General features: G+C 72.3%; 10 protein-coding genes. 3 read left to right on the forward strand and 7 right to left on the reverse strand.

The features are described 5' to 3' along the window. Positions 1 to 187: 187 nt before the first annotated feature. On the reverse strand, positions 188 to 658 hold the full coding sequence (locus tag B9S57_RS19755; protein WP_103516883.1) for a PaaI family thioesterase: 471 nt from the start codon (positions 656 to 658) through the stop codon (positions 188 to 190). A 73-nt stretch (positions 659 to 731) separates the two neighbouring features. Beyond that, positions 732 to 3017 carry an FdhF/YdeP family oxidoreductase gene (locus B9S57_RS19760; RefSeq protein ID WP_103516884.1) on the reverse strand — a complete coding sequence of 762 codons (2286 nt, stop codon included), beginning with the start codon at positions 3015 to 3017 and terminating at the stop codon, positions 732 to 734. A 237-nt stretch (positions 3018 to 3254) separates the two neighbouring features. On the opposite strand from B9S57_RS19760, the gene polA reads away from it, so the two are divergent. Further along, complete coding sequence (polA, locus tag B9S57_RS19765) at positions 3255 to 5966, forward strand: DNA polymerase I (protein WP_103516885.1); 2712 nt, start codon at positions 3255 to 3257, stop codon at positions 5964 to 5966. Between the two features lie 105 nt (positions 5967 to 6071). Here polA and B9S57_RS19770 read toward each other — a convergent pair whose 3' ends face one another. Beyond that, complete coding sequence (locus B9S57_RS19770; RefSeq protein WP_103516886.1) at positions 6072 to 6944, reverse strand: DUF4184 family protein; 873 nt, start codon at positions 6942 to 6944, stop codon at positions 6072 to 6074. Positions 6945 to 7128: 184 nt separating this feature from the next. Between B9S57_RS19770 and B9S57_RS19775 the strand changes: the two genes are divergently transcribed. After that, positions 7129 to 8832: a lytic transglycosylase domain-containing protein gene (locus tag B9S57_RS19775; protein ID WP_103516887.1), complete on the forward strand. Its 1704-nt coding sequence runs from the start codon at positions 7129 to 7131 to the stop codon at positions 8830 to 8832. A gap of 153 nt (positions 8833 to 8985) precedes the next feature. On the opposite strand, the gene B9S57_RS19780 is transcribed toward B9S57_RS19775, so the two are convergent. Both B9S57_RS19780 and B9S57_RS19785 read right to left on the reverse strand, forming a co-directional pair. Beyond that, the gene (locus B9S57_RS19780) at positions 8986 to 9963 is read right to left on the reverse strand and encodes a hypothetical protein (protein ID WP_103516888.1); all 978 of its coding nucleotides are present in this window, start codon (positions 9961 to 9963) and stop codon (positions 8986 to 8988) included. Between the two features lie 17 nt (positions 9964 to 9980). Then, positions 9981 to 10280, reverse strand: a complete 300-nt coding sequence (locus tag B9S57_RS19785) for a hypothetical protein (RefSeq protein WP_258036466.1) — start codon at positions 10278 to 10280, stop codon at positions 9981 to 9983. A 478-nt stretch (positions 10281 to 10758) separates the two neighbouring features. On the opposite strand from B9S57_RS19785, the gene B9S57_RS19790 reads away from it, so the two are divergent. Further along, on the forward strand, positions 10759 to 11223 hold the full coding sequence (locus B9S57_RS19790) for a hypothetical protein (protein WP_103516890.1): 465 nt from the start codon (positions 10759 to 10761) through the stop codon (positions 11221 to 11223). A gap of 117 nt (positions 11224 to 11340) precedes the next feature. Here B9S57_RS19790 and hrpB read toward each other — a convergent pair whose 3' ends face one another. Further along, a complete protein-coding gene (hrpB, locus tag B9S57_RS19795) occupies positions 11341 to 13875 on the reverse strand; it encodes an ATP-dependent helicase HrpB (protein ID WP_103516891.1) in 2535 nt (844 codons plus the stop codon). A gap of 56 nt (positions 13876 to 13931) precedes the next feature. After that, positions 13932 to 14756 carry a class I SAM-dependent methyltransferase gene (locus tag B9S57_RS19800; RefSeq protein ID WP_103516892.1) on the reverse strand — a complete coding sequence of 275 codons (825 nt, stop codon included), beginning with the start codon at positions 14754 to 14756 and terminating at the stop codon, positions 13932 to 13934. Positions 14757 to 14904: the final 148 nt, after the last annotated feature.

The following is a 14904-nucleotide window of genomic DNA, read 5'->3' on the forward strand; positions in this document are numbered from 1 at the left end:
GTGCGAAGTGTTTGATGCGTCGCGGGGGTGGTCCTGCTGTTGAAGTGGCTCGTGGAACGGGATCGCCGGTCAGGGGTGTTGACGGTACGTGTCCGCCAACTCCGGTGAAACGTCTCGGATATGGGTCTGCCCGGTCCGGAATGCGGTGTGCTTTCCGGCCGGGCAGTGGGGTGTTGGGGTGGTGCGGTCAGCCTCCGGCGGGGCCGGCGGCGTCGCGGAGCAGGCAGGTGAGGCGGGCGGTGCAGACCCGCTTGTCGTGCTCGTCCGTGATGACGATCTCGTACGTGGCGGTGGAGCGGCCTCGGTGGACGGGGGTGGCGGTGCCGGTGACGAGGCCGCTGCGGGCGCCGCGGTGGTGGGTGCAGTTCAGGTCGACGCCGACGGCGATCTTGGTGGCGCCGCCGTGGAGCATGGAGCCGATGGAGCCGAGGGTCTCGGCGAGTGCGGCGGAGGCGCCGCCGTGGAGCAGTCCGTAGGGCTGGGTGTTGCCCTCGACGGGCATGGTGCCCACGACGCGTTCGGCCGAGGCCTCGACGATGGTGACGCCCATGCGCTCGCCGAGGTGTCCGGCGGAGAAGAGGGCCGGGAGGTCGACGCCGAGTGCCGCGTACTCGTCGATGATCTCCTGCGGGAACGTGGGTGCGGTGTGCTCGCCCATGGGGTCCGGCTCCGATCGTGTGCGGTCGTTCGTTGCTGTGTGCACTGTTCTTATCAGACGGCTGAGCATGCGCTTAGGGGCGTGGGGCTCCGTTCGTCTCGAAGCGGACGACCACCGACTTGCTGGCCGGGGTGTTGCTGGTGTCCGCGGTGGCGTCGAGGGGGACGAGGACGTTGGTCTCCGGGTAGTACGCGGCGGCGCAGCCCCGTGCGGTGGGGTAGTGGACGACGCGGAAGCCGGGGGCGCGGCGTTCGACGCCGTCCTTCCATTCGCTGACGAGGTCGGTGTAGGAGCCGTCGGCGAGGCCGAGGGTGTGGGCGTCCTCGGGGTTGACCATGACGATGCGGCGGCCTCCCCTGATACCGCGGTAGCGGTCGTCGAGGCCGTAGATCGTGGTGTTGTACTGGTCGTGGGAGCGCAGGGTCTGGAGCAGCAGCCGGCCCTCGGGGAGCGCGGGGTACTCGACGGGCGCGGCGGTGAAGTTGGCCTTGCCGGTGGTGGTGGGGAAGCGGCGTTCGTCGCGGGGGGCGTGGGGGAGGGTGAAGCCGCCGGGGCGTGCGACGCGGGTGTTGAAGTCCTCGAAGCCGGGGACGACGCGGGCTATGCGGTCGCGGATCGTGCCGTAGTCCTTCTCGAACTCCTCCCAGGGGGTGGTGGAGGCGGGTCCGAGGACGGCGCGGGCGAGGCGGGCGACGATGGCGGGTTCGGAGAGCAGGTGGGGGCTCGCGGGGGTGAGGTTGCCGCGTGAGGAGTGGACCATGCCCATGGAGTCCTCGACGGTGACGAACTGCTTCCCGCCGGCCTGGACGTCCTTGTCGGTGCGGCCGAGGGTGGGCAGGATCAGGGCGCGGGTGCCGGTGACGGCGTGCGAGCGGTTGAGTTTGGTGGAGACGTGCACGGTGAGGCGGGCGCGGCGCATGGCGGCTTCGGTGACTGCGGTGTCGGGGGTGGCGCCGACGAAGTTGCCGCCCATGGCGAAGAAGACCTTGGCGTCGCCGTCGCGGAGTGCCTGGATGGACCGTACGACGTCGTAGCCGTGGTGGCGTGGTGACGTGATGCCGAATTCCCGGTCGAGGGCGTCGAGGAAGGCGGGGGCGGGGCGTTCGAAGATGCCCATGGTGCGGTCGCCCTGGACGTTGGAGTGGCCGCGTACGGGGCAGACGCCGGCGCCGGGCCTGCCGATGTTGCCGCGCAGGAGGAGGAGGTTGACGACTTCGCGGATGGTCGGCACGGAGTGTTTGTGCTGGGTGAGGCCCATGGCCCAGCAGACGATGGTGCGCTCCGAGGCGAGGATCATGGCGAGCGCCGCCTCGATGGTGTCGCGGTCGAGGCCGGTGGCGGTGAGGGTCTCGTCCCAGTCGGCGTCGCGGGCGGCCGCGGCGAGTGCTTCGTAGCCGTGGGTGTGCTCGGTGACGAAGCCGGTGTCGACGGCTCCGTCGGTCTCGATGATCATCTTGTTGAGCAGGCGGAAGAGGGCCTGGTCGCCGCCGATGCGTATCTGGAGGAAGAGGTCGGTGAGGGCGGCGCCCTTGAGCATGCCGCGGGCCGTCTGGGGGTTCTTGAACCGTTCGAGGCCGGCCTCGGGCAGCGGGTTCACCGAGATGATCTTCGCTCCGGCGGACTTGGCCTGTTCGAGGGCGGAGAGCATCCGGGGGTGGTTGGTGCCGGGGTTCTGTCCGGCGACGATGATCAGGTCGGCCCCGTGGAGGTCCTCGAGGCTGACGCTGCCCTTGCCGATGCCGATGGTCTCGGTGAGCGCCGAGCCGGAGGACTCGTGGCACATGTTGGAGCAGTCGGGCAGGTTGTTGGTGCCGAACTCGCGGGCGAGGAGCTGGAGGAGGAAGGCGGCCTCGTTGCTGGTGCGGCCGGAGGTGTAGAAGAGCGCCTCGTCGGGCGAGGCGAGGGCGGTGAGCTCCTCGGCGACGATCTCGAAGGCGCGCTCCCAGGTCACGGCCTCGTACCGGTCGGAGCCCTCGGGCAGATACACGGGTTGCGTGATGCGTCCCTGCTGGCCGAGCCAGTAGCCGCTTCGGGCGGCCAGGTCGGCGACGGGGTGGGCGGCGAAGAAGTCGGGGGTGACGCGGCGCAGGGTCGCCTCCTCGGCGACGGCCTTGGCGCCGTTCTCGCAGAATTCGGCGGTGTGCCGCTTGTCGCCCTCGGGCCAGGCGCAGCCGGGGCAGTCGAAGCCGTCCTTCTGGTTGACCTTGAGGAGGGTCTGCGCGGTGCGTCGGACGCCCATCTGCTGCTGTGCGACGCGCAGGGTGTGGGCGACGGCGGGCAGTCCGGCGGCGGCGTGCCGGACCTCGTCGATCTGCGGCGCGTCCTGGACCGGGTCACCGGTCGGGGGCTTGGTGGCCATGATGCTCCCCTTCGAGCCTTCGGGCGCCCGGGCGCGGGCGGGCGTCGCGTCCGTGTGCGCGGTGGCGTCCTGTCGCGTCTGCTGACAGCTTCGCTGTCTTTCGATCCTGTCATGCACGGGTGCCGGCGTGCCCCGCGGGAAGCGGGGAGGGCCGGGGCCGGTCGCGTGGGCGTGGTGGTGGGGGATCGGGGTGGTGGCCGGTCGGGATTGTCAGTGGTCCGTGGCAGGATCGGGGGCGTGGCTGAGACGGCATCGAAGAACACGGCAGACAACCGACCGCGCCTGCTCCTCATGGACGGGCACTCCCTGGCGTACCGGGCGTTCTTCGCTCTGCCCGCGGAGAACTTCACGACGGCGACGGGGCAGCCGACGAATGCCGTGTACGGCTTCATGTCGATGCTGGCGAACACGCTGCGCGACGAGGCGCCCACGCATTTCGCGGTGGCGTTCGACGTGTCCCGCAAGACGTGGCGCGCGCAGGAGTTCCCCGAGTACAAGGCGAACCGTTCCAAGACCCCCGACGAGTTCAAGGGACAGGTCGAGCTGATCGGCGAGCTGCTGGACGCGATGCACGCGGACCGGTTCGCGGTGGACGGTTTCGAGGCGGACGACGTCATCGCGACGCTGGCCACGCAGGCCGAGGCGGCGGGCTTCGAGGTCCTGATCGTCACCGGTGACCGGGATTCGTTCCAGCTGATCACGGAGAACGTGACGGTGCTCTACCCGACGAAGGGCGTCTCGGAGCTGACGCGCTTCACCCCGGAGAAGGTCGAGGAGAAGTACGGGCTCACCCCGGCCCAGTACCCGGACTTCGCGGCGCTGCGGGGTGACCCGTCGGACAACCTCCCGGGCATCCCCGGTGTGGGGGAGAAGACGGCGGCGAAGTGGATCAACCAATTCGGTTCGTTCGCCGAGCTGGTCGAGCGGGCCGACGAGGTCAAGGGCAAGGCCGGCCAGAATTTCCGGGACCACCTGGACGCGGTGAAGATGAACCGTGTGCTGACCGAGATGGTCCGGGACGTCGAGCTGCCCAAGGGGCCGGCCGGGCTGGAGCGCGCGCCGTACGACCGCACGGCGGTCACCGGTGTGCTGGACATCCTGGAGATCCGTAACCCGAGCCTGCGCGAGCGGCTGCTCGCCGTCGACCCGGGTGCGGAGGAGGCCGGCCCGCCGGAGCCCTTGGCCGGGATCGAGCTGGACGGCGCGGTGCTGGGTTCGGGCGAGGTCGCACCGTGGCTGGAGGCCCATGGCGGGCAGCCCCTCGGCGTGATGACCGTCGACACCTGGTCGCTGGGGACCGGCACGGTCACCGAGGTCGCGCTCGCCGCCGCCGACGGGGCCGCCGCCTGGCTGGACCCGGCCGAGCTCGACGAGGCCGACGAGCAGGCACTGGCCTCCTGGTTCGCGGACCCCGCCCGGCCGAAGGTCCTCCACAACGCCAAGAACGCCCTGCGGGTCTTCCCCGAGCAGGGGTGGCGGCTGGAGGGCATCGCGATGGACACGGCGCTCGCCGCCTATCTGGTCAAGCCCGGCCGGCGTTCCTTCGCGCTGGACGCGCTGGCCGTGGAGTACCTCGGCCGTGAGCTGGCCCCCGCCCCCGCGTCCGACGGGCAGCTGGCCTTCGGCGCGGACGACCGCGCGGAGGCCGACGCGCTGATGGCGCAGGCCCGTGCGGTGCTGGACCTGGGGGACGCGTTCACGACGCGCCTGAAGGAGGTCGGCGCCACCGGGCTGCTCCACGACATGGAGCTGCCCACCTCGATCATGCTGGCCCGGCTGGAGCGGCACGGCATCGCCGCCGACCGCGCGCATCTGGAGGGCATGGAGCAGCAGTTCGCCGGCGCGGTACAGCAGGCGGTCAAGGAGGCGCACGCCTCGGTGGGCCGTGAGTTCAACCTCGGCTCGCCCAAGCAGCTCCAGGAAGTGCTCTTCGGCGAGCTGGCCCTGCCGAAGACGAAGAAGACGAAGACGGGATACACCACCGACGCGGACGCGCTGGCGTGGCTGGCCGCGCAGACCGAGCACGAGCTGCCGGTCATCATGCTGCGCCACCGGGAGCAGGCGAAGCTGCGGGTCACGGTCGAGGGCCTGATCAAGACGATCGCCGCGGACGGCCGTATCCACACCACGTTCAACCAGACGGTCGCGGCGACGGGACGGCTCTCCTCGACCGATCCCAACCTGCAGAACATCCCCGTCCGCACGGACGAGGGGCGGGCCATCCGCCGGGGCTTCGTCGTGGGCGAGGGCTTCGAGACGCTGATGACGGCCGACTACAGCCAGATCGAGCTGCGGGTGATGGCCCACCTCTCCGAGGACGCCGGTCTGATCGAGGCGTTCAGCTCCGGGGAGGACCTGCACACGACGGTCGCCTCGCAGGTGTTCGGCGTCGAGAAGACGGCCGTCGACGCGGAGATGCGCCGCAAGATCAAGGCCATGTCGTACGGACTGGCCTACGGGCTCTCCGCGTTCGGCCTCTCCCAGCAGCTGAACATCGACGCCGGTGAGGCGCGCGGGCTGATGGACACCTACTTCCTGCGGTTCGGCGGGGTGCGCGACTACCTGCAGCGTGTCGTGGAGGAGGCCAGGTCCACCGGGTACACCGAGACGATCCTCGGCCGTCGCCGCTACCTCCCGGACCTGAACAGCGACAACCGCCAGCGCCGCGAGGCCGCCGAGCGGATGGCGCTCAACGCGCCGATCCAGGGGACGGCCGCCGACATCGTGAAGGTCGCGATGCTGCACGTGGACCGGGCACTGACGGAGGCGGAGCTGACGTCACGGATGCTGCTCCAGGTCCACGACGAAATCGTCCTGGAGATCGCGAAGGGCGAGCGGCAGCAGGTCGAGGAGATCCTGCGCCGGGAGATGTCGACGGCCGTCGAGCTCCGCGCGCCCCTGGACGTCTCGGTCGGCGTCGGCAAGGACTGGGAGACGGCCGCGCACTAGAAGGGGCGTCGGGCCGTCGCGCTTGCGGCGGCCCGACGGCGGCGCCGATCAGGGCGACAGGGACCGCGACGGCCGGTGCCGGGCGGACGCCCAGGGCCGCGTGCGTCACTGAGCCGGGTGCCCGGCGCGGGTCTCCGCGGTGTCCGCCCGGGGCGTGGCCGGCGGCCGCGGACCGGACGGTTTCCGCAGCAGGCGCATCCACACCCCGTACAGCACCAGGCCCGCCGCCAGGCCTGCCCCCGCGCCGAAGCACGCGGTCGGAATGATGTCGAGGGGCGTGTCGATGTGCCCGAAGTAGGCGTACCAGCGGGCGCACCGGTGGGCGGTGCCCAGCAGGAGACAGAGCGCCAGGAGCGCACCCGCCCACCGGCGTTCGGTCCGGCCCAGCAACGGCACGGACACCGGCACCGGGACCGGCCCGGTGCGCCGCAGACCCGTGTACGTGAACCAGGCCAGGACCACCAGCGCCACGGCCGAACTGCCGTACTGGACGAGCTGGAAGACGGGGTGGCCGCCGACGCTCCGGCCGAGGACCGGGATCAGCTCCGTGCCCCACCGGTCGTGGTGGGTGAAGGCGTCCCACACGACGTGGGTGCCCGAGCCGATGACCGCCGACAGGAGGAACCACGCCGCCTCGGGGAGGACAGGCCGGCCGGGCTCCCGCCGCCGCCCCCGGACGAACGCGTGGACCTGGCCCTGCACCGTCCGGGGCAGCAGGGCGACGAGCGGTTCGCGCAGCAGCAGCCAGAGGGCCACCACCGCACCGGTGATGAGGACGTCCACGGTGAACACCCCCCACACGGCGTGGGTCACCTCCCCGAACTCCATCGCCCCGGGGACGACCGTGTCGGCGTAGTAGGTCACGTCGGGGGCGAACGACCCGGCGACGAGAGCGGAGGCGACCAGAGGGCCACGACCCGTACCGGACCTGCGGATTCCGGGGAGCACGGCGGCGGCGTGGCTCAGCGTGAACGGCATGGCGCCAGTATGCGTGAGCCCACGTCACCGCCCCGCGGCACCTTGACGACTTCACGGACGTGAAGCTGAGAAATCCGTAAGAACCGGTCAGGGGGCGGTGTTCGGGCGCGAGGAGTTGTCATAGGGTCGCCTGAGCCTCGCGCTGGGGAGCGCGGGCGCCGTCGACGGGGAGGGACCGACACGTATGGCAGCGCAATTCGGCCGGAGACTGCGCAGGGGGGCCACCACCACGGCGGTGGCGGCCGCTGCCGTGGCGGCACTCTCCGCCTCTCAGGCGCCCGCCGCACCGCACCCCGACGCAGCGGGCGACCGCGCGTCGGCCGGTGCGACACCACCCGGTGACGCGGCCACGGGCAACTCGCCCTACCACACGGACCTTCCGCCGCTCACCACACCCGACGCGCCCGGTGCGTCCGTGAACCTGCCCGTGACCGGCAGTGCCGAAGCGGGCATACCCGCCTCCGTCCTGGCCGCGTACAAGAAGGCCCAGCAGGAGCTCGCGAGCACCGACGCCGCGTGCCGTCTGCCGTGGCAGCTCCTCGCCGCGATCGGCAAGGTCGAGTCCGGCCAGGCCCGCGGCGGCAAGGTCGACGCGGACGGCACCACCCTCTCCCCGATCCTCGGCCCGGCCCTCAACGGCCAGGGCTTCGCCCTGATCAAGGACACCGACGGCGGGGCGTACGACGGCGACGCGACCCATGACCGTGCGGTCGGTCCGATGCAGTTCATCCCGTCCACCTGGGCGACCTGGGGCCAGGACGGCAACGGCGACGGACGCAAGGACCCCAACAACATCTACGACGCGGCGCTGGCCGCCGGCCGCTACCTCTGCGCCGGCGCCCGCGACCTGTCGCTCGCCACGGACCTCGACCGGGCGGTGCTGAGCTACAACCACTCGACGGAGTACCTGCGCACGGTGCGCTCCTGGTTCGACTACTACAAGCGCGGCAGCCACGAGGTCCCCGACGGCACGGGAGTTCTCCCGGCGGACACCGGCTCGGACACCGGCGCGGCCTCCCCGTCGCCCACCCCGAGCACCGGCCCGACGACACCCGGCACGAGCCCGTCGCCCACCCCGGACCCGACACCGCCGCCCACGACTCCGCCCACCACGCCCCCGACAACGCCTCCGACCACGCCGCCCACCGCGCCTCCGACAACGCCTCCGACCACGCCTCCGACCACTCCGCCCACGCCCCCCGCGACGCTCGGGAGCCTGGAGAACGCGGGCACCGGCACCCTCACCGCCACGGCCGGCGAGGCGTTCGCCGAGCGCGTCAAGGTCCGGGCGATGAGCACGCTGGGAGCCCCGCTCGCCAAGGCTTCGGTCACCTTCGCCGTCGTCGGCGACACCGACACCCGCTTCGCGGGCGGGAAGAGCACCGTGACCGTGACCACGGGGGCCGACGGCACCGTCACCGCCCCCGTCCTGACGGCCGGTGAGAAGGCGGGCTCCTTCAGGGTGACTGCCGCGGCCGGCACCACCAAGCCGCGCACCCTCACCTACACCGCGAGCGTCACCGCACGGGTCGCGGACACCATCGCCCGCACCGGCGACAAGGCTCTGACGGCCGCCCCCGGCACCGAGTTCGCCGACCGGGTCGAGGTCAGGGCGACGTACAAGGGCACAGGGGTGGCGGACACCGCCGTCACCGCCACGATGATCACCGATGCGGAGACGCCCGCCGAGAACGACAAGGGCCCGTACTTCAAGGGCGACGACGGCAACGCAGTCCGCACCCTGGACCTGACGACCGGAGCCGACGGGGTCCTCGCACTTCCGAAGATCTACGCCGACGACACGGCGGGCACCTACACGCTGCGGCTCACCACCGCGAGCGGCGCCACGCTGACCGTCGAGCTGAAGGTCGAGGCACCCGAGGCCTGAGCCGTACGGGACGGGCGACGAGGGGGCGCCCGGCACAGGCCGGGCACCCCCTCCTCCGTGGCCCTGGACTCCGACGGGATCGGCGTCCTCGCCGCCCACGCCATCCCACGCGGAGTGCCTCGCCGGTGACCACGTATCGGTTCTGAGGCTCCGTCAGCCCGGCCGCACACGTCGGGCGGGTTCGATGACCCCGTCGACGGCGGGGGCGTCGGTCCCGCTCGGCAGCGTGGTCAGCTTCAGATCGTCGAACACGGCCCGGATGTGATGACCGACGCCGTCCTGCCCTGACCCGCCCCAGTGCAGTCCCACGACCTGCCGTTTCTCGGCCGGGAGGGGTGCACTGCCGGGTGCGAGCAGGTACAGCGCGCCCGAGTCCCCACCCAGCGAGAAGTCACCGCCCTCGGCCTCGATCCACAGATCCGAGTGCGAGCCGCGGTAATCCGAGTCGAAGTCGATCAGGTCGACGGTGCCGAAGGTGAGTCCCGTCGCACGTCCCGTCTTCTGGACGCGCATGTCCAAGGTCGCCTCGACGATCTCGAAAACCGCAGGCCCTCCCTGAAGGACGGACGCACGGACGATCGACGCATCAGCAGGCTCGGCTATCGCGGCGTCCAGTGATCCTGTGCGCAGGACGGAGGCGATGCGGTCGTCCGGTGGAATTCCGCCGTCGTCACTCGAAGGCTGAATGATGCTCACCCCGGGGCGTGAGCCGAATACATGGGCGTTGGACAGCGCGACGACCTGCCAGGTCACGGTGTCCCATACCCATCCCCCCAGCGTGCCCGATCCGACGTGCGTTCCCACAGTTCCGACGCTCACCCCACCGGGAACCGGGCGGACCCTGTCCGTCTCCGGAACGGGTTTCGTGTGCTGCTGCACGTCTATGCGCACCGAGACATCTCGCCCGCTCCTCTCGCTGAAACACAACTCCTCGGGAAGCAATCGAGCGGGAGGAACGCTGCTCTCCGGCCGTTTCTCACGGAGATGCACGACGACGGCGTACTCGTCCGTCTTGTCTCCGGCCCGCCGACGTCGGCCCACCCCCACACCCTCCACGTCGGGGTGGGCCAGCAGTCGGGGACCGAAACGCGCCTTCGCCTCCCGGGCGATGCGCAGGTCGTCGTTCTCCATGCCGTCTGCCTCACGGGCTACTCGGGGCGCGCGCCCGCGTCTCCCGCGCCCGCGTCGCCGCCACCGGTCGCGGTCACGGGAGGACGACCACTGATCGAGTCGCACCCGCATTCAGGAGTGACCACCGCGCCCCCGTGATCGGCCTCTTCCGGAAGGGCGCTCCCCTTCGCGGCGACGAGTTCACTGATCACACGGACCGGTCGGATATCCATGGCAACCGTGTCGACACCGGCTTCGCCGAGGGCACCTCTCACCTCGTCCCACAGGTGGTGCTTCTCGATGAACCGGATGTGGCTGCGGAACGTGTCGACCGGCACGTCGGCAAACCTTTCGCCCTCACCTTTCGCCTGGTCAGAATAGTTTTTCACGACACCACTTCCTTAGTCGCTCTTCCTGCCACGGTCCCACGCCTCCTCTCCCCATGCACATCGGAACGGGGAGTCCGCAGCTCGGAGTTCGGGTGCACGGGAAGGGGCATTGCGCGCCGATATCCCGGAATCCGTGTGCAAGGGCCGCGCCGGAATTCTGCGATGTACGTCGATGATCCGCCCGCTGGACTCCTCATCCGGCATCGGACCAGCCGCAAAGCCCGGTGTGCGGTGTGGTGTGAGCGTCGTCCCCTCGGTGCGACGGGTCCGATCCGTGCGTTCGCACACCGTTCCTCGGTGTGCATCAATGGCCGTGACGGCGCTGAGGCTCCAGCAATGACCGGATGAGTGGACCTGCTTCCGGGGCACGGCCCACGGTGGGGAGCGTTCCGAGCAGCAGGGTTCGACCGCCAGGAGGAGGTTCCCCGTGAAGCTCAGCTACGACGAGGTCGTGCGGATGCTGCGCGACAGGCCCGAGAAGACGCGAACCTACGAAGTCGAATCCGGTGTCATCGAGCGACTCCCCACGGACACGCCGGCGTGCCTGCGTCCGATGAACGAGGACGAGGTGCGGGAACTGGCGGACTACCTTCAGGTCTCACCCTCCGCTCTGCGCGGGCCCTTCCACGTGGTCGACCACACGTGTTCCTCCTGCGCGCGCACCACGACGTTCCTCGACTTCGTCAAGACGGCGGTCGATGCCCAGGTGCACGGCCGTGACACGTTGCGGTCCGTCCTCACCGACGCCGAGGCGTCGTGGGTCACGGTCCGCGGCCGGGACGGCGGCCGACCGGTCATGTGCGCCGACTGCGGCGACGTCTTGCTGGGGGCACTCAAGTGCGGGGGTGGTGAATACTCCGAATACTCGTCGGCCACGTACGCCTACGCCTGACGTGCGCGGGGACCGTCAGCGGCGGCGAAGGCGCACCCTCCGCGCGCTCCCCGCTCCCCGTCGGGACCCCGTGGGTCCGCGCGCGGCGACGCCGCTGTCACTGCACAGGGCGAGGCCCTAGTCCCGGCGCAGCCGCGCCGTGGTGAAGCGGGTCGCCTCCATCGTCGTCGGGTCCTCGGGCCACGGGTGCTTCGGGTAGCGCCCCCGTAGCTCCGCCCGTACACCCTTGTAGCCCTCCCGCCAGAACGACGCCAGGTCCGCCGTCACCGCCGCCGGCCGTCCGGCGGGGGACAGCAGGTGGACCAGGACGGGCACCCCGGCCACCCGGGGCGTCTCGCGCAGTCCGAAGAGTTCCTGCAGCTTCACGGCGAGCACCGGCTGCTGACCGCCGTACTCCACCCGGATCCGTGAGCCGCTCGGCACCTCGATCCGCTCCGGGGCGAGCTCGTCGAGGCGGCCCGCGTCGCCCGTCGCCCACGGCAGCAGCCGCCGCACCGCCTGGCCCGCGTCGATCCGCGTCAGGTCCGAGCGGCGCCCGGCCCGTGACAGCTCAGGCTCCAGCCACTCGTCGGCGCGCGCCAGCAGCGCCCCGTCCGACACGTCGGGCCACGGCGCGCCCAGCACCCGGTGCAGGAACGCGAGGCGCAGCCGCAGCTGCTCGCTGTCCCGGTTCCACCGCAGCAGCCCAGGCCCCTCGCGGCGCAGCCCCTCCAGCAGTGCCCCGCGCACCAGCTCAGGGGCGGGCCGGCGCAGCGGGCGCACCGAGAGCTCGACGGCGCCGAGACGGTCCACGGAGCGTGCCACCACGTCGCCGCCCGCCCAGCGGACCTCCTCGCCGGAGAACCGCAGGTGCCCGGCGGCCACCAGCGCCGTGGACTCGTCGATGACGGCCGCGAGCCGCACCCGGGCCGATGCGGCATGGGAGGGCCGGTCCGCGACCGCGACCGCCAGCCAGGGCGCGCTGCGCAGCCGGGAGCCGTCCCGGAGCTCCGCGCCCGTGCCCGACGCCATGAGGAAGGCCCCCTCACCCCGGGCCCGTGCCACCCGCTCCGGGAACGCGAGCGCCGCCACCAGCCCCACGGCCGCGTCGTCGGACCCCACGGCGCCCGAACCGGTGGCGTTCGCGGAGCCCTTCGCGGAGTTCGTCGCGGTGCCGAGGGACTGCGAGAGCCGCCGCACCTCCTGCCGCCACCGTGCCGCGTAGCCGTCCCCTCCGCGCCGCGCCGTGCGCAGCGCGTGCGCCAGGTCGTCGCCGTACTCCCGCGGGGGCTCCTCGCTCAGCAGTGCCACGACTTCCGCGGCGGCGCGCCCGCCCACCTCGTCCGCGCCGTCCAGGAGGGCACGGGCCAGCCGGGGGTGCAGGCCGAGCCGGGACATCCGTACACCGCGGCTCGTCGCGCGCCCCTCCGTGCCGACCGCGCCGACCGCGCCCAGGACCTCCCGTGCCGCCGCCAGTGCGCCGGCGGGCGGCGTATCCAGGAGCGCGAGCCCGGACGCGTCGGGATCGCCCCAGCACGCGGCCTGCAGCGCGAACGCCGCCAGGTCGGCCACCTTGATCTCGGGGGAGGGGAACGGGGCAAGCCGCCCGTCCTCGGCCTCCTCCCAGCAGCGGTACACCGCGCCCGGAGCCTCACGACCGGCGCGGCCCGCGCGCTGGCGCCCCGCCGCCCGTGACGCCCGCACGGTCGTCAGGGCCGCGAGGCCTCGCGCGTGGTCGGTGCGCGGCTCCCGCGCCAGCCCGGAGTCCACGACGACCCGCACCCCGGGGACCGTCAGCGACGACTCGGCCACGGACGTCGCCAGCACCACCCGGCGCCCACCGGGGGAGCCCGCCAGGACCGCGTCCTGCACGGCGGCAGGGGCGCGTCCGTGGACCTGGAGCACCTCGGCGTCCACACCCGCGAGCTGTCCGGCCACCCGGCCGATCTCGCCGACACCGGGCAGGAAGCACAGCACGTCGCCGTCCCGCTCGGCCAGTGCCCTGCGCACCACCGCGGCCACGTGCGTCAGCAGGGCCGGGTCCACCCTCATCCCGTGCGGCGGGCGCACGGTGCCGGCCGGTGGCGCCCACACCACCTCGACCGGATGGGACACGCCGTGCGCCTCGACGACGGGCGCGTCGCCCAGCAGCCGTGCCCAGCCCTCGGCGTCGGTCGTCGCCGACGCGGCCACCAGGCGCAGATCGGGCCTGATCGTCCCGCGTACGTCGAGGAGGAACGCGGCGGCCGTGTCCGCGTCCAGGTGACGCTCGTGGCACTCGTCGATGACCACCACGTCGACCCCGGACATCTCCTGGTCGCGCTGCAGCCGCTGGAGCAGTACCCCGGTGGTCACGACCTCCACCACCGTGTCCGGCCCCACCGCCCGCTCACCGCGCACGGTGAAGCCGACCCGGCCGCCGGTCCGCTCGCCGAGCAGCCACGCCATCCGCCGCGCCGCCGCCCGCGCGGCGATCCTGCGGGGCTCGGCGACGAGCACCCTGCGCAGCGGCCCGCCGCCGGTCAGCCCGGCGAGCACCAGGGGTACGAGTGTCGTCTTGCCGGTCCCGGGCGGTGCGCAGAGCACGGCCGCCCCCCGCTCGTCGAGCGCCCGCTCCAGGGAGGGCACGGCGGTGCGCACGGGCAGCTGGGCGAGGGCGTCGGTACGGATCACACCCCCAGTCTCGTACGCCGGTGACGAGGCGGGGGCGGTGACCCGGCGCCGGAGCCTCAGGAGGCGGTCGCGCCCCGCTCGCAGACGAAGATCGCCGTCCCCGGGATCAGGTGGCCGCGCAGCGGGGACCAGCCGCCCCACTCCTGGCCGTTCCACGCCGGCCACTCCGGCTCCACGAGGTCGACCAGCCGGAAGCCGCCCGCCACGACGTCCCGCACGCGGTCGCCCAGCGTCCTGTGGTGTTCCACGTACACCGCGTCGCCGTTCTCGTCCTGCTCCACGTAGGGCACGCGGTCGAAGTAGGACGCGGAGACGGAGAGCCCCTCGGGCCCCGGCTCGTCGGGGAACGCCCAGCGGATCGGGTGGGTCACCGAGAAGACCCAGCGGCCCCCCGGGCGCAGCACCCGGTGCACCTCGCGGAACACCTGGACGGGGTCGGCGACGAAGGGAACCGCGCCGTAGGCGGAGCAGGCCAGGTCGAAGGAGCCGTCCCGGAAGGGGAGCCGGCCCGCGTCGGCCTCCACGAGGGGGACGCCGCCGCCGATGCGCAGGGCGTGCTGGAGCTGGCGGTGGGAGAGGTCCAGGGCCACCGGGCGGGCGCCCCGGGCGGCGAGCCAGCGCGAGCACTGGGCGGCGCCGGCCCCGATCTCCAGGACCTCCATGCCTTCGAGTTCCCCGGCCGGTCCCAGCAGGGCGGCCTCGGCCTCGTCGAGGCCCTCCGGGCCCCAGACGAAGCGGTCGTCTCCGAGGAAGGCCCCGTGGTCGCTCTGGTACTCGTCGGCGTTCCGGTCCCACCAGCCGCGGCTCGCCCGGCTGCTCTCCGGCCCACCGGCTTCCCGCCGGGTCGCTTTGGGTTCGGACCCCTGGATCTCTTGGTTCATCGTGCCCGTCGTTGTAGTTTGCCTTCACCCGCTTCGCGCGGGTGCCTCCACGGGCCGTACGTGTGAGCACGCCCGTGTGCGCGCGACACACCGCTGGGACCGATGTGGCCTCGGCGAACGCGAGTTGTGCCGGGATTGGGGTGTTGTG

The organism is Streptomyces sp. SM10 (assembly GCF_002910915.1).
Taxonomy (GTDB): Bacteria; Actinomycetota; Actinomycetes; order Streptomycetales; family Streptomycetaceae; genus Streptomyces.